Raw genomic sequence first — 17,913 nt, 5'->3', positions numbered from 1 at the left:
GCTTCCGACCTTACAAGATTGGTCCGACATCAGCGATGGACGCGCAATTACCGCGCCGGTGATCGATCAAATATGAGGAAGGGTGGTGCTGCTTCGTGCGCGCGTTTCTCCGTCATCTCCGGGCCGAGCCACCCCGGCCGGCGTCCTATCGAGCGGCCAACTACGTACCTCTGAAGCCCTGGCAGGTCCGCGGGCACCGGTTCACCCGCCGTGGCCGGCGTGGTGTGGACGCCGTGGAGGTCGCCGAGTTCCTCGACCGGGTCGCCCACGATCTCGCCGAGGTGTACGCGGCGCTGGGCAGCAGCCGGCGGGAGACCGAGCGGATCAAGGACGCGCTGAAGTGCTGGCAGTCACGGCGGGCCCGCGAGGACCTGGCGGCCCGCCGATGAGCGCCCGCTGGGTGGCGCACCTGCCGTTCACTGCCGCCGACCTGCCGGCCGCCCAACAGTTCGCCGGTACCCTGGCCCGCTCCCTGACCTTCCTCACCGAAGTGGACGCCGGTGAGACCACCGTGTCCGCCGAGGACGCGCAGGGCGTACGCCATCGGGTGTTCTGCGACCTGCCGCTCGACGGCGGTCGGCGGTGCGTGCGGCGGGTGGAACACGACGGTGACTGCGCGGCCCGGCGGTGTCGGTGACCGCCGCGCCCGTCGTCGTCTGCCCGGACTGCGACGGGATGACCTTCACGCTGGAGCCGTGCCGGTGCACCACCTACGGCGACCGGTTCCTCGCCGACGCCGACGTGCTCGGGCCGCGCCGGGAGGCGTACCGGAGCTGCGAGCAGTGTCGCGGCGCGGGCAGCGTCGCGTACCCCTGTTATCGCTGCGGGCGGCGCGGCCGGCGGCGGGCGCAGCTCGTGGTCACCGTCGCCAACCTGGACACCGGCGCTGTCGCGTCCCACCAGGTCGTGCCCGGCGGCCTCGACCCCCACCGGGACCCGGCGGGCCACTGGGTGGTCGACCTTGCTTCCCGGGTACGCGAACTCGCCGCCACCGTCGGCGCGGTCCTGGACGAGGCCGACGCGCCTTCGCTGTGGCTGGACCGGCAGTGGCGCCCCGACCTGCCCGCAGCGCTGCGGCACGAGCTGGAGGCCCACGCCATCCTGCGGGCCGATCACGCCCCCTGGCGGCTGGTGCTGGGCCGATCCACCGCACCGGCGACCGTCGACCCGGCCGCACGGCTGGCCCGACTGTGCGCGCTGGCCGACCTGCTGCTGCTCGACCTGATCGTCGAGGCCCGTCGGCAGGATGCGGGGTTTTGCTGGGCCATCCGGTACGAGGTGCCCGGCTCCCCGGTGCCGCTCGGGTCGCCCGGCTGGTGCCGGGACCTGCCGGAGGTGTTGGCCTGCACCGACGTGGCCAAGGCGCTCAACGGCCTTGCCGAGCGTGGCCTAGCCGCTCCCGCCCGGCTGCTGCGCCCCGACTCGCCGCGCCCACCCGCCGCTCCGGCCGTGGACGTCGACCAACTCGAACGCCGCGTGCTCGCTGACTGCGTCGACGCGGCCCACGGCGACGAGTTGCCCGGCGCGCAGGCCCTGTGGCGCAACGGCCGCTGGTGGCACACGACTCTGCGCGCTGGCGAGCCGGTGGAGACCCTCGCGGAGCAGCCCACCGGCCAGGTCGTCCGCCGTGTGCGAGTGCCGGTGAGCCGTGGCTACGAACCACCCGACCCGCCCTGGCTGGGTGAACCCGTCGACTCGCGGCCCTGCCCGGACTGCCGACCACACAGCCGGCTACGCGCCTGCGACTGCCGGCTCGGCGGCCGCGCGGCCGACCCCGACTGCCCGCACTGCTGCGGCGCCGGCCTGCGCCCCTCCGCGCTGCACTGCTTCACCTGCGGCGACACCCAGCGCCTGCACCAGACCGTGCTGGTCACACTCACCGACCTGCGGCACCGGGTGGTGCACCTGGCCTGGCAGGCCGGTACGCCCGAAGTCGCTCCGCTCGTCGCCACCCAACCGGGCGGCAAGCCCGTCGTCCAGCTTCCGACCCGTTACCGGCTCGGCTCCTGGGCAGCCGTGCTCGGCGCGCGGCCCGACGACCTGGCCGACGCCGACGGCGGGCAGCAGATCAGCAAAGACCTCCGCGACGCTTACGTCACCCTGCCCTGGGCCGGGGCCGACCCGGTCGGGGAGCACGTCCGCAGCACAGGCCGGGGTACGCCGGCCGGCCGTCTGATCGTGGTGGCGACGTCTCCCGACGCGCCGCCGCTGGCCGAGTTGCTGCGGCTCGCCCTCGGCCTTGACCTGGCCCTCGTGGTGGCCGTGTGCGACCTGCGGCACAACGCCGCAGACCCACTGCTGGCCGACGGGTTGCGCTGGTCGGTCGAGGTGAAGCCGCTTGATGCACCCGTCCGCCCCGACGACTTCCCCTACCGGCCGAGTCTGGCCGCCGCGCTCGCGTGGTGCGTCGAGTGCCTGACCGACACCGTCGCCGGGGCCGCCCCAACCGACCCGACGGTGCCCATTCCGGTGCCCTGCTCCGGGCCGCGTGCCGTCGCCGATCCCGAGCCGGAACTGCTACGCCTGGCGGCCCAGCACGCCGGGCAGGTGGTCACCGTTCGCTTCACCCGCGCCGGCTGCACCGTCCACCGACACGACGACGACGGCGTAAGCCTCCTCGCCGAGGCCCTCGACCTGCGCGACCTCGGCTGACCGGAGTTGGCTGTCAACCGGGCGCGACGAGCGGACGGACACGGCACTGCCCGGCGGGCACGTCGCCGCGCCGGCCGGGCAGCCTTGCTGTCCTGATCAGTTGCTGGCGGTCAGGCCCTGCAGACCCTTGAGCATCTCGGCGAAGTCGGCGGTCTCCGCCGGCGGCGGCGTCTCGATGGTCACCGCCTTGTCGTAGTCGGTGTAATCGATCACCATGTCGCCCATCTTGCCCATGTACAGGCCGGCCCGACGCGGACGGTACTGCTCGTCGACCCACAGGTCGATCTTCAGCTCCTTGACGCCCTGCGTGGCCAGCGCCTGCTCGGTGGCGTCCCGGCGCATGGCGTCGATCTGCTTGAGATAGGTCGCCACCGGAGTGGTGACGGTGTAGTGGACCGTCGGTACTCCATTCACCGTCTCCTGGCCGACTACCGTCGTGCCCTCAAGGGCGAGCAGCGTCTTGACCTGCTTGACCGGGTCGGCGTTCTCGAACTGCTCGCTGAAGCCCGTGCCTGCCATCTCGCTCAGGCCGGTCAGGTCCATCTTCATCCAGCGCTTCCCGCCCGTACTCGCGCGGTTTTCCGCTGGAATCTCGGTGAAGATCACGGCACCGATCATCCGGACGGTCGTGGTGGTCTTGCTGTTGGTCATCTTCATCTCGGCCTTGAGCGGGTCACCCAGGTCCAGGAGACCCTGCACCGAGATCTTCTCGCCGGCCATCGTGCCCGTCATCGTCACGGTCACCGAGTCGGTCTTGTCGGTGGCCTCGGCCGCCTTCAGCAGCGACCCCTTGAGGTCACTTGCCAGCAGCTCCAGGACACTGGGCTGCTTCGGCGCCTCGGACACGCCGGACGTCACGCCGCAGGCGGAGACAGCGATCGCGGTGAGCGCCGAAACCGCCACCAGAGCGGGCCTTTTCCAAAATGACACGTACACGCCTTCCCCCGTAAGAATCTGGGGCGATCCCCAGTAGACCGACGACACGGTAGCCCAGGTGATCGATTCGGGGGCACCGCGTTTTCGCCGATCCGCCCCTGATCGAGACGCGATCGTTGATGTCGGGGTATCCGGGCCGACGGGATACCCCGACATCACGGATGTCGCGGCGGTGCGGGCTCGACGGGGTGGTTACTCCGGGACGCGGCGGTAGGCGCCGTCGCTGGCCGAGGTGGCCATCGAGGCGTACGCGCGCAGCGCCGCCGACACCGGCCGCTGCCGATCGGTCGGGGTGTACGGCTTGTCGCGCTTCTCCTCGGCCACCCGGCGAGCCTCCAGTTCCTCGGCGGGCACGTTCAGCTCGATCGACCGGCCCGGGATGTCGATGACGACCTCGTCGCCGTCGCGGACCAGGGCGATCAGCCCGCCGGAGGCCGCCTCGGGGGAGACGTGCCCGATGGAGAGACCGGAGGTGCCGCCGGAGAAACGGCCGTCGGTGAGCAGCGCACAGGAGCGGCCCAGCCCGCGTCCCTTGAGGAACGAGGTGGGGTAGAGCATCTCCTGCATGCCGGGGCCGCCCTTGGGCCCCTCGTACCGGATCACCACGACGTCCCCGGCGACCACCTGCTTGGCGAGGATCGCTGTCACCGCGTCGTCCTGCGACTCGTAGACCTTCGCCGGGCCACGGAAGGTCAGGCAGTCGTCGGGCACGCCGGCGGTCTTCACCACGCTGCCCTCGGGTGCCAGGTTGCCGTGCAGGATGGCCAGCCCGCCGTCGGCGGAGTAGGCGTGCTCGCGGTCCCGGATGCAGCCGCCGGCCGCGTCGGTGTCCAGCGACGACCACCGGTTGGTGGTGGAGAACGGTTCGACGGTACGCACACCGCCAGGAGCGGCGTGGAACAGCTCGACAGCCGTCGGGGTGGGGGAGCCACCGCGCACGTCCCAGTCGGTCAGCCACTGCGCGAGCGAAGGGGAGTGCACGGCCCACACGTCCCGGTTGAGCTGCCCGGCCCGGTCCAGTTCGCCGAGGATCGCCGGGATGCCGCCGGCCCGGTGCACGTCCTCCATGTGGTAGTTCGGCGAGTTCGGCGCGACCTTGGCCAGGCACGGCACGCGCCGGGAGATCGCGTCGATGTCGGTGACGCCGAAGTCCATCTCCGCCTCGCGGGCGGCGGCCAGCAGGTGCAGCACCGTGTTCGTGGAGCCGCCCATCGCCACGTCCAGGGCGACGGCGTTCTCGAAGGCGGCCTTGGAGGCGACAGTACGCGGCAGCACCGAGTCGTCGTCGCCGTCGTACCACCGCTTGGAGATCTCCACGACGGTCCGGCCGGCCTCGACGAAGAGCGACCGGCGGGCGGCGTGGGTGGCCAGCGTCGAACCGTTGCCGGGCAGCGCGAGCCCGATCGCCTCGGTGAGGCAGTTCATCGAGTTGGCGGTGAACATGCCGGAGCAGGAGCCGCAGGTCGGGCAGGCGGAGCGTTCGATCTCGCCGAGCTGCTCGTCGGTGACCGCCTCGTTCGAGGAGGCGATCATCGCGTCGATCAGGTCGATCTTGCTGTGCACGACGCCCTCGATCGCCATCGTCTTGCCGGCCTCCATCGGGCCGCCGGAGACGAAGACGGTCGGGATGTTGAGCCGCAACGCGGCCAGCAGCATCCCGGGGGTGATCTTGTCGCAGTTGGAGATGCAGACCAGGGCGTCCGCGCAGTGCGCGTTGACCATGTATTCGACCGCGTCGGCGATCAGCTCGCGGCTGGGCAGCGAGTAGAGCATGCCGCCGTGGCCCATCGCGATGCCGTCGTCGACAGCGATGGTGTTGAACTCCCGGCCCACCCCACCGGCCTCGGCGATCGCGTCGGCGACCAGGCCACCCATGTCCTTGAGGTGTACGTGACCAGGCACGAACTGGGTGAAACTGTTGGCGATGGCGACGATCGGCTTGCCGAAATCGTCGTCGGTCATCCCGGTGGCCCGCCAGAGGGCCCGGGCGCCGGCCATCGTCCGACCGTGTGTGGAGGTCCTCGACCGCAGCTCAGGCATGCATACCAGCATGACACCGTCGGCACGCGGGCCCACCCCGGTATCTGCCGTGTCCCAACAGATGCACACTCAGCCCCCCATGACGTGCGCCCATCCGGCACTCTTGGAGGCGTGCATTTTCCACCGGGCATGGTCGCTGTCGCGGCGCTCAGCGGGCTCGTCGCCGCGGTGGCCACCGTGCTGCTGACCGTCGTCGCCCGGCGGCGAACGGTGCCGCGTCGACCGGCACACGTGCTGCTCGCGGCGGCCGCCGGTGTTGCAGTGCTCAGCCTCCTGGCCGGGGTGGTCGCCGCGCTCAGCGCGAACGACCACTGGGCCCACGAGCAGGGGCAGCGCACCGGTTGGGCGACAGTCGTGGCGATCGGCACGGCGGTGAGCGGGCTGGCCTTCGCCGCTGGTCTGCTCCGGCTGCCCGGGGTTGCCGCCACCGCTGCCGGAACGGCCCGGCTCGCCCTGGACGGGTTGGTCATGGCGGCGGCGCTGTGGTTCGTCGGTTGGGTGCTCTTCTCCGAGCCCACCCGGTTGCTCGGTGCCGCCACCCCGATGGCCTGCCCGGCGATCCTGCTGGCCACCGTGAGCGCCGCGCTCGGTGCCGGGCTCGTCGTGATCGTCGTCTTCCGGGCCGCCACGCCACGTCGACGGCTTGCCGCGCTGGGCGCCGGCATCAGCGCGGTGACCTGCGGCGGGCTGGGTCTCAGCGCCGGGCTCTGCCAGGCCGGGCCGACAATGGCGCTGACCGGAGCGGCGGTGCTCGCCGCCGGTCTGCTGATCGTCGCGCTCGCCGTGTACCGGGCCGACCGGCCGGGGCAGATCGACCTGGACCTGGTCGGCAGCGACGGCGAGTACGCGATCGCCCCGATGCTGGCGATGGCCGCCTCGGCGATGTACCACCTCGCCCAGGACGGCCGGTTCACCGCGGCGGGCATCGTGGCCGGCAGCGTGGAGGGCTTCGCCCTGGTGGCACGGCAGTACCTCACCCTTCGCGACGTCCGGGGGTACGCGAGCCGCCTGGCCGAGCGGGAGGCGCACTTCCGTGAGCTGGCGCACACCGATCCGCTGACGTCGTTGGCCAACCGGCGTGGGCTGCTCCGGGCGCTGCACCGCAACGCCGCCGACCACAACCCGTGTGTGCTGCTCGGCCTGGACCTGGACGGCTTCAAGAACGTCAACGACATGCGGGGCCACGACGTGGGCGACGCCGTGCTGGCCGAGGTGGGCCGGCGGCTGCGCGGCAACCTGCGCCCCGGCGACGTGGCCGCCCGGCTGGGTGGCGACGAGTTCGCCGTACTCATGCAGGGCCGGCCGGTCGAGGCGGACCGGGTCGCCGAACGACTCCTCGGGGTGCTCAACCGCCCCTACGACCAGCCGGAGGGGCCGGTCTTCCTGTCGGTGAGCATCGGGGTGGCCGACTGGGCCGACGAGCCGGACGTGGAGCTGCTGCTGCGCCACGCCGACCTGGCGTTGCGCTACGCCAAGCAGCGTGGCAAGAACCGGATCGAGCGGTACGACGCCGCGTACGACAAACTGCTGCGCCGCCGTACGACTGTGGAGCACGAGCTGCGCGGGGCCATCGACCGCGACGAGCTGCGGTTGGCGTTCCAGCCGGTGGCGTCGCTGCCGTCGGTGCGGCCGGTCGGCGCCGAGGCGCTGCTCCGCTGGCACCATCCTGAGCTGGGCAACGTGCGTCCGGACGAGTTCATCCCGCTCGCCGAGGAGTGCGGCATGATCGCTCCGCTCGGTGCCTGGGTGCTGCATCAGGCCTGCTACCAGCTCTCCCGGTGGCTGGCGGACGGGCACGACGTCTGGGTGTCGGTGAACGTCTCCCCGCGCGAGCTGCACGCCCCGGAGTACGTGGTCCAGGTCGCCGAGGCGCTGCGCGCCCACCACGTGCCGCCGCAGAGGCTGGTGCTGGAGGTCACCGAGCACGCGGTCGCCACCGACCTGGACGAGCTGATCCGGCGGCTCACCGCGCTGCGGTTGACCGGTGTCCGGATCGCGCTGGACGACTTCGGGGCCGGGTACTCGTCGCTGGGGCAGCTGCGCCGGTTGCCGATCGACATCCTCAAGATCGACCACAGCCTGGTCGCCGAGCACGAGCCGGTCCGCCCGGTCGGCCAGGACGGCCCGGCGTTCGCCCCGATGGTCGACATCGTCATGCGCCTGGGCCACCAGTTGGGCCTGGAGGTGATCGCCGAGGGGGTGACCACACCGACCGAGTTGGCAGCGGTGGTGGCCGCCGGTTGCCGCTTCGGCCAGGGCGCGCTCTTCGGCTGGGGGGTGCCGGCCGAGCACCTGGAGGCGATGCTGGAGGCAGCCACGTCCCCGGGTGCACGTCCCGCTCCGGTGCCCGCGCCACGCCGCGCTACGGGCGGGTCCGGGCAGCTCACCCCGCCTGCCGATGGCGCGTCACCGGCCGACGCGCCGACCTCCGTTAACCAACATGTGGGATCAGTTGACTCATCGCGTGAGATGCGTCAGGCTTAGCCGCATGTCGTCGTACCGGTCGCTGCGAGTACTTACCTGAGCGCACTCTCCCCCATCGAGAGTGCGCTGGCCCCGTGCATCTGCACGAGGGCCGTTTTTATTGCCATCGGAACCTGGCGAGGCGGGCCCCGCCCGCGTCGCATCGCTTGACTAGCCACCAGCCACTCCAGCCGAAGGCCAGAACCGCCATGACGAGACCCACGCCCGAGACCCTCGCCCACACCGCCCGCCGGGCCCGCGCGGCCGCCGACCCGACCGTCGACGTCGACCAGGCCGCCACGCGCACGGCCACCCCGGCCGCCCCGGCGGTACGGCCCGCCGCCGCGACCCCGATCTCCGGGGCCGCCTCGCTCGTGCGGTCCCTCGAGGCGCTCGAGGTCGACGTCGTCTTCGGCATTCCGGGCGGCGCGATCCTGCCGGCGTACGACCCGCTCTACGACTCGACGGTCCGGCACATCCTGGTGCGGCACGAGCAGGGCGCGGGGCACGCGGCGACCGGCTACGCGCAGGCCACCGGCAAGGTCGGCGTCTGCATCGCCACCTCCGGCCCGGGCGCGACGAACCTGGTCACCCCGATCGCGGACGCGTACATGGACTCGGTGGCGATGGTGGCGATCACCGGGCAGGTGGCCAGCCCGTTGATCGGCACCGACGGCTTCCAGGAAGCGGACATCCAGGGCATCACCCTGCCGATCACCAAGCACAACTTCCTCGTGCAGAACGCCGAGGAGATCCCCCGGGTGCTGGCCGAGGCGTTCCACCTGGCCAGCAGCGGGCGGCCCGGCCCGGTGCTGGTCGACATCCCCAAGGACGTGCTCCAGGCCCCGACCACCTTCTCCTGGCCGCCCACCCTGGACCTGCCCGGCTACCGGCCCACCCTGCACCCGCACGGCAAGCAGATCCGGGAGGCGGCGCGGCTGATGGCCGCAGCCCGACGGCCGGTGCTCTACGTCGGCGGCGGGGTGCTCAAGGCCGGTGCCACCGACGGGCTGCGCAGGCTGGCCGAGCTGACCGGCATCCCGGTCGTCACCACGCTGATGGCGCTCGGCGCGTTCCCCGACTCGCACCAGCAGCATTTGGGGATGCCCGGCATGCACGGCACCGTCGCCGCGGTCTACGGCCTGCAGAAGGCGGATCTGATCGTCGCGCTCGGCGCACGCTTCGACGACCGGGTCACCGGCAAACTGGACTCGTTCGCCCCGGACGCGGCAGTGGTGCACGCGGACATCGACCCCGCCGAGATCGGCAAGAACCGGCACGTGGACGTCCCGATCGTCGGCGACGCCAAGCACGTCATCGACGAGCTGATCGCCGCGGTCACCGCCGAGCGGTCGGCGGGGCGCACCGCCGACCTCGGTGACTGGTGGACCCAGCTCGACGACCTGCGCAACCGTTACCCGCTGGGCTACGACGAGCCGGTCGACGGGACGCTGTCCCCGCAGTACGTGATCAAGCGGCTGGGCGAGATCGTCGGCCCGGACGCGATCTTCGTGGCCGGGGTGGGCCAGCACCAGATGTGGGCGTCGCAGTTCATCTCCTACGAGAAGCCGTACACCTGGTTGAATTCCGGCGGCCTCGGCACGATGGGCTACGCGGTGCCGGCGGCGATGGGCGCCAAGGTCGGCAAGCCGGACACCGTGGTCTGGGCTGTGGACGGGGACGGCTGCTTCCAGATGACCAACCAGGAGTTGGCCACCTGCGCGTTGGAGGGTATCCCGGTCAAGATCGCCGTCATCAACAACGGCAATCTCGGCATGGTCCGGCAGTGGCAGACGCTCTTCTACAACGAGCGCTACTCCAACACCGAGCTCGGCACCCACAAGCACCGCATCCCCGACTTCGTCAAGCTCGCCGAGGCCCTGGGCTGCGTCGGGCTGCGGTGCGAGAGCGCCGATGACGTGGACAAGACCATCGCCGCCGCCATGGAGATCAACGACGCGCCCGTGGTGATCGACTTCGTGGTCGGCAAGGACGCGATGGTCTGGCCGATGGTCGCCGCCGGCACCAGCAACGACGAGATCATGTTCGCCCGTGGCGTCCGCCCGGCCTTCGACGAGGATGACATTTAATGACGATGCACACTTTGTCCGTGCTCGTGGAGAACAAGCCGGGCGTGCTCGCCCGGGTGTCCGGCCTGTTCTCCCGGCGCGGGTTCAACATCGACAGCCTCGCCGTCGGCGAGACCGAGAACCCGGACGTCTCCCGGATCACCATCGTGGTCAACGCGGAGTCGTCCCCGCTGGAGCAGGTCACCAAGCAGCTGAACAAGCTGGTCAACGTGCTCAAGATCGTTGAGCTGGATCCCCAGGTGTCGGTCGCCCGGGAGTTGCTGCTGGTGAAGGTTCGCGCCGACCGGTCCGCCCGGTCGCAGGTGCTGGAGACCGTCAACCTGTTCCGCGCCCGGGTGGTCGACGTCGCACCGGACACGCTGACCATCGAGGCCACCGGCACCCCGGACAAGCTCGACGCGCTGCTGCGCGACCTCGAGGCCTTCGGCATCAAGGAAATGGTCCAGTCCGGGCTGGTGGCCATCGGGCGCGGCTCGCGTTCGATCACCGCCGGCCCCGCGCTGCGGGCCGCCTGACCCGCCGCCGGTCGGCCCTCGGCCGGCCGTCCGGCGAATTCATCCGCACAGACCACGACGGGCCGCCCCGGCCGTCGTACGAAAGGGAAGTTCTCATGAGCGTTGAGGTGTACTACGACGACGATGCCGACCTCGGCCTGATCCAGGCCAAGAAGGTCGCGGTGATCGGTTACGGCAGCCAGGGCCACGCCCACGCGCTGTCGCTGCGTGACTCCGGCGTCGACGTGGTGATCGGTCTGCCGGAGGGCTCGAAGAGCCGTCCCAAGGCTGAGGAGCAGGGCCTGCGGGTGGTCACGCCCGCACAGGCCGCCGCCGAGGCCGATGTGATCATGGTGCTCGCACCGGACACCGCCCAGCGTGGGATCTACGCGGAGTCGATCGCCCCGCACCTCGCCCCGGGTAAGGCGATCTTCTTCGGCCACGGCTTCAACATCCGGTACGGCCTGATCAAGCCGCCGGCCGAGGTGGACGTGGCGATGGTCGCGCCCAAGGGCCCCGGTCACCTGGTCCGCCGCCAGTACAGCGACGGCAAGGGCGTGCCCTGTCTCGTCGCAGTCGAGCAGGACGCCAGCGGCAACGCGCTCGCGCTCGCCCTCGCGTACGCCAAGGGGATCGGCGGCACCCGGGCCGGCGCGATCAAGACCACCTTCACCGAGGAGACCGAGACCGACCTCTTCGGCGAGCAGGCGGTGCTCTGCGGTGGCGCCTCGGCCCTGGTGCAGACCGGTTTCGAGGTGCTCACCGAGGCGGGCTACGCCCCGGAGGTCGCCTACTTCGAGTGCCTGCACGAGCTGAAGCTGATCGTCGACCTCATGTACGAGGGCGGCATCGCGAAGATGCGCTACAGCATCTCCGACACCGCCGAGTACGGCGACCTCTCCCGTGGCTCGCGCATCATCGACTCCCGGGTCAAGGACGAGATGCGCAAGATCCTGGGTGAGATCCAGTCCGGCGAGTTCGCCCGCGAGTGGGTCGCCGAGGACGAGGCCGGCCGGCCCAACTTCACCAAGTGGCAGGCCGAGGGTGCGGCGCACCCGATCGAGGAGACCGGCAAGAAGCTGCGCGGCATGATGAGCTGGGTCGACCGCCCGATCACCGAGACCGCCTGACCCGTCCGAACGACGATCTACCGACAGCCCCTGGGCCGGCGCTCTCCCCAGCGCCGCCCCGGGGCTGCCCGGCATGCTGCCGCCCGTCGATACGTCGGGCGGCAGTGCTCGTGCGCCACGACTCTCCTGCAGTGGCCGGGTGACCGACGTCGCCGGTGCTCGGCGCGGCGGGAGCAACCGTGTCGGTGCGGTGAACGGCCGATGTCCGTCGCCCGACCGGGCGTGTGAGGGCACTCACCCCGAAGACCGGAACACGCCGACCAGCGAGGCCCCTACGATCGCCTGTAGGTGCAGCAGCCGGCACCTGACGGCCACGGCACGGATCAGCGCAGGGCGCAGTGCGGCGCCCCGCCGCCCGGGCCGATCGCAAACACGACCTCTACGAGGACCGATGAATCCTGTCGTACTGATCGCCGAAGAACTCGCCCCCGCCGCCATCGAGGTGCTCGCCCACGACTTCGACGTCCGTCACGTCGACGGCACCGACCGTCCGGCCCTGCTCTCGGCGCTCTCCGAGGCCAACGCCGTCATCGTGCGCAGCGCGACCCAGATCGACGCCGAGGCGATTGCCGCCGCGCCGCGACTGAAGGTGGTCGCCCGGGCGGGCATCGGACTGGACAACGTCGAGGTGCCGGCCGCCACCGCGCGGGGCGTCATGGTCGTCAACGCGCCCACCTCCAACATCGTCTCCGCCGCCGAGCAGGCCGTCGCGCTGCTGCTGGCCGTCGCCCGCAACACCGCGAGCGCCAGCTCCGCGCTCAAGGCGGGGGAGTGGAAGCGGTCGAAGTACACAGGCGTCGAGGTGCAGGGCAAGACGGTCGGCGTGGTCGGTCTCGGTCGTATCGGGGTGCTCTTCGCGTCCCGCATCGCCGCGTTCGGCACCCGGCTGATCGCGTACGACCCGTACATCCAGCCGGCCCGTGCGGCGCAGCTCGGCGTCCGCCTGGTCGGCCTGGAGGAGCTGCTGCGGGAGAGCGACTTCATCTCCATCCACCTGCCGAAGACGCCGGAGACGGTGGGCCTGATCGGTGAGAAGGAACTGGCGCTCGTCAAGCCCGGCGTTCGCATCATCAACGCCGCCCGTGGCGGGCTGGTCGACGAGCAGGCGCTCGCGGACGCGATCGCCGAGGGTCGGGTAGCCGGCGCCGGTGTCGACGTGTACAGCAAGGAGCCGTGCACCTCGTCGCCGCTGTTCGCCTTCGACAACGTGGTGGCCACCCCGCACCTGGGCGCCTCCACCCACGAGGCGCAGGACAAGGCCGGTCTCGCCGTGGCCAAGAGCGTCAAGCTGGCGTTGCAGGGCGAGTTCGTTCCGGACGCGGTGAACGTGCAGGCCGGCGGTGTGGTCGCCGAGGACGTTCGGCCGCTGCTGCCGCTGGCGGAGAAGCTCGGTCGGGCGTTCACAGCGGTCGCCGGTGGGGTCGCCGCCAGCGTCACTGTCGAGGTCCGCGGTGAGATCGTCAGCCACGACGTGTCGGTGCTCAAGCTCGCCGCCACCAAGGGCCTGTTCAGCTCCGTGGTCGAGGAGCAGGTCACCTACGTCAACGCCCCGCACCTGGCCGCCGAGCGTGGCGTCGAGGTCACCCTGGCCTCGCTGGCCGAGACGGCCGAGCAGCCGACCCTGGTCACGGTGCGCGGCGCGCTGCCGGACGGCCGGACGGTCAGTGTCTCCGGCACTGTCACCCACTCCGGCGCTCGGGACGTGCTGAAGCTGACCGAGGTGGACGGCTTCGACGTGGAGATCGGCGCGGAGGGCATCCTGCTCTTCCTGCGCTACGCCGACCGGCCCGGTGTGGTCGGCACTGTCGGTACCCTGCTCGGCGAGTCGGGCATCAACATCGCCGCCATGCAGGTGGCTCGTCGGGAGGCGGGCGGTGAGACGCTGATGACGCTCACCGTCGACCAGGCGCTCGGCGCCGACCTGCTCACCTCGGCGGCCGAGTCGATCGGCGCCACGGCGGCCAGCGCCGCGGACCTGCGCGACGAGTAGTAGACGACAAACACCGTGGGGGGCCTGGCGATTCGCCGGGCCCCTCGTCATTTCCCGTCCGTGCCGCCGGTCAGGTCAGCCGGGCAGCCGCGCCGGCGGCGGGTAGACCGAGCCGTCCTGCGGGTCGAAGAGCATCAGCCCGTGCTCGCCGGCCAGCCGCTCGATGTCCAGTAGCACCTGGTCCGCGCAGGTCGGGTGCAGGTTCAGCTCGACGTGGTCGTGGGCCGCGTGCAGCGGCGCCACCGCCCACGGGCTGTTCGGGCCGGGGTGACGGTCCGGATAGGAGGCGGTGATCGCCCGGTAGAAGCTGACCACCCGCGGATCGGGGTAGCGGTCCACGTGCCGTCCCTGCCGGCAACCGTTGACCGCTGTCCGCACGTCCTCGGGCGTCGCCCCGTCCTCCAGGGCCCACACGCTCAGATCGAAACTCACGGCGGATAGCGTGCCATCCGCCGTTCACCATGTCGAAACTGCCTCGCCGCCGCTCACTACCGGCTACCGCGGTCTCCGGTCACGACGGTCCGGTGTGGAGACTCTTGCGTCGAGTTGCGTCGATTCGCTAGCGTACGCACTGCGGTCACTGGCCGAGTTCGAGGCGCCGGCCCGTCTTCGGGTGGCGCGGTCGACGTCCGGCCCGACCGGTCCGCACCCCTCGGTTGTGCGAGCCACGCGCACTCGTCGCTGACCGGCCCTCACGGTCGTTGCCGAGACCGTGGGGGCCGATCGCGTGCCCGACCGGCTCAGCGACGGTGTGCGAAGAGCGCGCGATAGTCGGAGTTGCCCCGGAACCACGCCAGGCCGGTGGGGCCGGCGGCGTACAGCGCCGTGGCGTAGGCGTCGGCGATCGCCAGGTCGGGGCCCACCACTGTGGCGGCGACGAGGTGATTCGCCGGCTCGCCGGTGTGCGGGTCCACCACGTGCCCCTGCCGCCCGGTCACCCCGGAGGTGCCGATGGCGCCGGCGGTCATCTCCAGCACCAGCGGCGCGCGCTCGGGCGCGGTCGGGTGGTGCACAGCGACCCGCCAGGGTCCGCCGTGCGGGGCGCGGCCCCGGACGACGAGGTCGGCGCCGGCGAGTACGGCATAGTCGTGGATGCCCGCGGCGCGCAGCCGCTCGGCGGCGCGTTCCACAGCCCAACCGCCGAGCAGGCCGCCCGGGTCGAAGCCGCCGGGCACCGCCCAGGCGTCGAACCACCCGTCGGTGGCCGCGCGCATCGCGGCGCAGCGGTCCACCAGATCGGCGAGCGGCGGGTACGACTCCGGGCTGATCTCGCCGCGACGCAGCCGGGAGACCAGGCTCTCCGGTCGGTTGGGGCCGTAGGTGAGGTCGATGGCGCGCAGCTCGGCGACACTGTCCCGCAGCGCCTCGCCCACGCCCCGGCGGCCGAGCCACTCGGGTGCGTTGAGCAGCAGTGTGTACTCGGCGGTCGCGGTGCGTACGGTGTGCTGCACAGCGATCCGGCCCTCAGTGGCCGCGGCCGGGTCGATCCGGTGCCGGCGGCTGCCGAGTCGGAGGTCCGGCCGGCGGTTGCGGAACGCGGACGGGTCCGGCCAGCGGGTCCGTGGCTGCTCGTCGATGCGCATCGCATCTGCCCCCTCGCACATGGCGCCGCGTCATCGCGACCCCGTTGGTCAGCGGGCCCCCGCGACCCACTGAGCACTACCGTAGGCAGCGGAGATGACCGCCCCATGAGTCCCAGCTGAGAGGGTGCTGTGCATTCCCGCATCCCAAATCGTGGACGCTGCGTACCGGGAGGCGGGACGGCGACGTACCGTTGCCCGAACGGAACCGTTGAGCAGAGGAGTGCGGTCGTGGCGCGGATCGCGGTGGTGGCCGGAGACGGCATCGGGCCCGAGGTGGTCGCGCAGGCCCGCAAGGTCCTCGACGCGGTGCTGCCCGACGTGCAGGCCACCGAGTACGACCTCGGCGCCGCCCGCTGGCACCGTACCGGAGAGGTGTTGCCCGACTCGGTCCTGACCGAGCTGGCCGGGCACGACGCGATCCTGCTCGGCGCGGTCGGTGACCCGACGGTCCCGCCGGGCGTGCTGGAGCGCGGGCTGCTGCTCAAGCTCCGCTTCGCCTTCGACCAGTACGTCAACCTGCGCCCGTCCCGGCTCTGGCCCGGGGTCGCCGGCCCGCTGGGCAACGTGAAGCCGGGCGAGGTCGACCTCGTGGTGGTGCGCGAGGGCACCGAGGGGCTCTACGCCGGCGCCGGTGGTTCCCTGCACCGGGACACCCCGGCCGAGGTCGCCACCGAGGAGAGCCTGAACACCCGGCACGGCGTGGAGCGGGTGATCCGCGACGCGTTCGCCCGTGCCGGCCGCCGGGAGCGGCGCAAGGTCACCCTCGTGCACAAGACCAACGTGCTCACCCACGCCGGGTCGCTCTGGGCGCGTACGTTCGACGCGGTCGCCGCCGAGCACCCGGACATCGAAACCGAGTACCAGCACGTCGACGCGGCGGCCATGTTCCTGGTCACCCAGCCGCAGCGCTACGACGTGGTGGTCACCGACAACCTGTTCGGCGACATCCTCACGGACATCGCCGCTGCCGTCACCGGTGGCATCGGGCTGGCCGCCAGCGGCTGCATCAACCCCGAGGGGGCGTACCCCTCGATGTTCGAGCCGGTGCACGGCTCGGCGCCGGACATCGCCGGGCAGGGCATCGCCGACCCGGTCGCCGCGGTGCTCTCCGCCGCGTTGCTGCTGGAGCAGCTCGGGCACGGCGAGTCGGCCGCCCGGGTCAACGCGGCGGTCGCCGCCGAGCTGGCCAGCCGCGTGCCGGGTGTGACGCTGCGTACCGAAGAGGTCGGCGACCGGCTCGCCGCCCACGCCGTAGCCTGATCACCCCGGCCCGTGTGGCGACCGGCCTCGGGGCCGGTCTGCCACGGGCAGCCCGACCGGCGCTACCCGCTTAACGACCGTTCGGGGTAAGTTTCTGGCACAGCCATGTCGGTGTGCGGTCCCGCATGCCGTTGTTCCGCAGGGAGGTCAGCGCGATGAGCGGTGGTGACAAGCTCGACTTCGAGATCCGTCCGAATCTCGCGCCGGTATCCGCCGCCGATCGGGCCGCACTGCTGACCAACCCCGGGTTCGGCAGGGTCTTCACCGACCACATGGTCACCGTCCGCTACGCCGACGGCAAGGGCTGGTACGACGCCCGGGTGGAAGCCCGTGCCCCGATCCCGATGGACCCGGCCAGCGCGGTGCTGCACTACGCGCAGGAGATCTTCGAAGGGCTCAAGGCGTACCGCACTTCCGACGGTGGCGTGACGATGTTCCGGCCGGACGCCAACGCGGCCCGCTTCGCCACCTCCGCGCAGCGGATGGCGATGCCGGTGCTGCCGCCGGAGGTGTTCGTCGACTCGCTGCACAAGCTCATCGAGATCGACCGGGAGTGGATCCCCACCGGCGAGGACGGCAGCCTCTACCTGCGGCCGTTCATGTTCGCCAGCGAGGTCTTCCTCGGCGTCCGCCCGGCCAACGAGTACCTCTACATGGTGATCGCCTCACCGGTAGGGGCGTACTTCACCGGTGGCGTCAAGCCGGTCACCGTCTGGGTCTCTCCGGACTACACCCGGGCCGCCCCCGGTGGCACCGGCGCGGCCAAGTGCGGCGGCAACTACGCCGCGTCGCTCGCGGCCCAGGCGGAGGCCATCGAGGCCGGCTGCGACCAGGTCGTCTTCCTGGACGCGGTGGAGCGCCGGTTCGTCGACGAACTGGGCGGCATGAACGTCTTCTTCGTCTACGACGACGGCACCGTGGTCACCCCACCGTTGACCGGCACGATCCTGCCGGGCATCACCCGCGACGCCGTCCTCGCGCTCGCCGGCGCGGCCGGGCACCAGGTCGAGGAGCGGCCGGTCAGCTTCGCCGACTGGCAGGCCGACGCCGCCAGCGGACGCCTGAAGGAGGTGTTCGCCTGCGGCACCGCCGCGGTGGTCACCCCGATCGGTGGGGTCCGCTTCCCGGACGGCGAGTTCCTGATCGGCGGTGGCGAGCCCGGTCGGGTCACCATGGCCCTGCGTCAGCAGCTGGTCGACATCCAGCGGGGCAAGGCGGCCGACCCGCACGGCTGGGTGCAGCGGGTCTTCTGATCTCTCTGTCGCTGCGCCGGCC

Annotated in this window: 14 protein-coding genes; 10 read left to right on the top strand and 4 right to left on the bottom strand. The window is 71.6% G+C overall.

Translation table 11 applies throughout. The features are described from left to right. Positions 1–95: 95 nt before the first annotated feature. From OG598_RS20435 to OG598_RS20425, 3 genes are read left to right on the top strand one after another with little or no spacing between them, the layout of a single operon-like run. Entirely contained in the window at positions 96–389 is a 294-nt protein-coding gene (locus OG598_RS20435) for a DivIVA domain-containing protein (RefSeq protein WP_328650621.1), read from the top strand. Beyond that, a complete protein-coding gene (locus OG598_RS20430) occupies positions 386–637 on the top strand; it encodes a hypothetical protein (protein WP_327649380.1) in 252 nt (83 codons plus the stop codon). Before OG598_RS20435 ends, OG598_RS20430 begins: the two co-directional genes overlap by 4 nt. Continuing rightward, positions 634–2,652, top strand: a complete 2,019-nt coding sequence (locus tag OG598_RS20425) for a hypothetical protein (RefSeq protein ID WP_328650620.1) — start codon at positions 634–636, stop codon at positions 2,650–2,652. The genes OG598_RS20430 and OG598_RS20425 overlap by 4 nt, the downstream gene beginning before the upstream one ends. Positions 2,653–2,748: 96 nt before the next feature. Here the strand turns inward: OG598_RS20425 and OG598_RS20420 are convergent, their stop codons facing one another. Together OG598_RS20420 and ilvD are read right to left on the bottom strand one after the other, a co-directional pair. Then, entirely contained in the window at positions 2,749–3,582 is an 834-nt protein-coding gene (locus OG598_RS20420; protein ID WP_328655388.1) for a hypothetical protein, read from the bottom strand. Between the two features lie 198 nt (positions 3,583–3,780). Continuing rightward, positions 3,781–5,628 (bottom strand): dihydroxy-acid dehydratase, encoded by a 1,848-nt coding sequence (ilvD, locus tag OG598_RS20415; RefSeq protein WP_328650619.1) that lies wholly within the window; start codon positions 5,626–5,628, stop codon positions 3,781–3,783. A 129-nt stretch (positions 5,629–5,757) separates the two neighbouring features. Here ilvD and OG598_RS20410 point away from each other — a divergent pair, with 129 nt between their 5' ends. From OG598_RS20410 to serA, 5 genes are all read left to right on the top strand, one after another. Beyond that, positions 5,758–8,112: a putative bifunctional diguanylate cyclase/phosphodiesterase gene (locus tag OG598_RS20410; protein WP_442931522.1), complete on the top strand. Its 2,355-nt coding sequence runs from the start codon at positions 5,758–5,760 to the stop codon at positions 8,110–8,112. 188 nt (positions 8,113–8,300) lie between these two features. After that, on the top strand, positions 8,301–10,181 hold the full coding sequence (locus OG598_RS20405) for an acetolactate synthase large subunit (protein WP_328650617.1): 1,881 nt from the start codon (positions 8,301–8,303) through the stop codon (positions 10,179–10,181). Then, complete coding sequence (ilvN, locus tag OG598_RS20400) at positions 10,181–10,696, top strand: acetolactate synthase small subunit (protein ID WP_088946549.1); 516 nt, start codon at positions 10,181–10,183, stop codon at positions 10,694–10,696. The genes OG598_RS20405 and ilvN overlap by 1 nt, the downstream gene beginning before the upstream one ends. A 95-nt stretch (positions 10,697–10,791) precedes the next feature. Next, positions 10,792–11,805, top strand: coding sequence for a ketol-acid reductoisomerase (gene ilvC, locus OG598_RS20395; protein ID WP_112625850.1), 1,014 nt, complete (start codon positions 10,792–10,794; stop codon positions 11,803–11,805). Positions 11,806–12,196: 391 nt separating this feature from the next. Continuing rightward, entirely contained in the window at positions 12,197–13,795 is a 1,599-nt protein-coding gene (gene serA, locus OG598_RS20390; protein WP_328650616.1) for a phosphoglycerate dehydrogenase, read from the top strand. Between the two features lie 75 nt (positions 13,796–13,870). Here the strand turns inward: serA and OG598_RS20385 are convergent, their stop codons facing one another. Together OG598_RS20385 and OG598_RS20380 are read right to left on the bottom strand one after the other, a co-directional pair. Beyond that, positions 13,871–14,227 (bottom strand): hypothetical protein, encoded by a 357-nt coding sequence (locus tag OG598_RS20385; RefSeq protein ID WP_091393184.1) that lies wholly within the window; start codon positions 14,225–14,227, stop codon positions 13,871–13,873. Between the two features lie 308 nt (positions 14,228–14,535). Further along, entirely contained in the window at positions 14,536–15,378 is an 843-nt protein-coding gene (locus OG598_RS20380) for an FAD:protein FMN transferase (protein WP_328650615.1), read from the bottom strand. A gap of 228 nt (positions 15,379–15,606) precedes the next feature. On the opposite strand from OG598_RS20380, the gene OG598_RS20375 reads away from it, so the two are divergent. Together OG598_RS20375 and OG598_RS20370 are read left to right on the top strand one after the other, a co-directional pair. Next, positions 15,607–16,638: a 3-isopropylmalate dehydrogenase gene (locus tag OG598_RS20375; protein WP_328650614.1), complete on the top strand. Its 1,032-nt coding sequence runs from the start codon at positions 15,607–15,609 to the stop codon at positions 16,636–16,638. A gap of 155 nt (positions 16,639–16,793) precedes the next feature. Next, entirely contained in the window at positions 16,794–17,891 is a 1,098-nt protein-coding gene (locus tag OG598_RS20370; protein ID WP_328650613.1) for a branched-chain amino acid aminotransferase, read from the top strand. The last annotated feature ends 22 nt before the right edge of the window (positions 17,892–17,913 follow it).

The organism is Micromonospora sp. NBC_00330 (assembly GCF_036136635.1).
GTDB lineage: Bacteria > Actinomycetota > Actinomycetes > Mycobacteriales > Micromonosporaceae > Micromonospora > Micromonospora salmantinae.
This window is presented reverse-complemented; position numbering and strand designations above follow the sequence as displayed.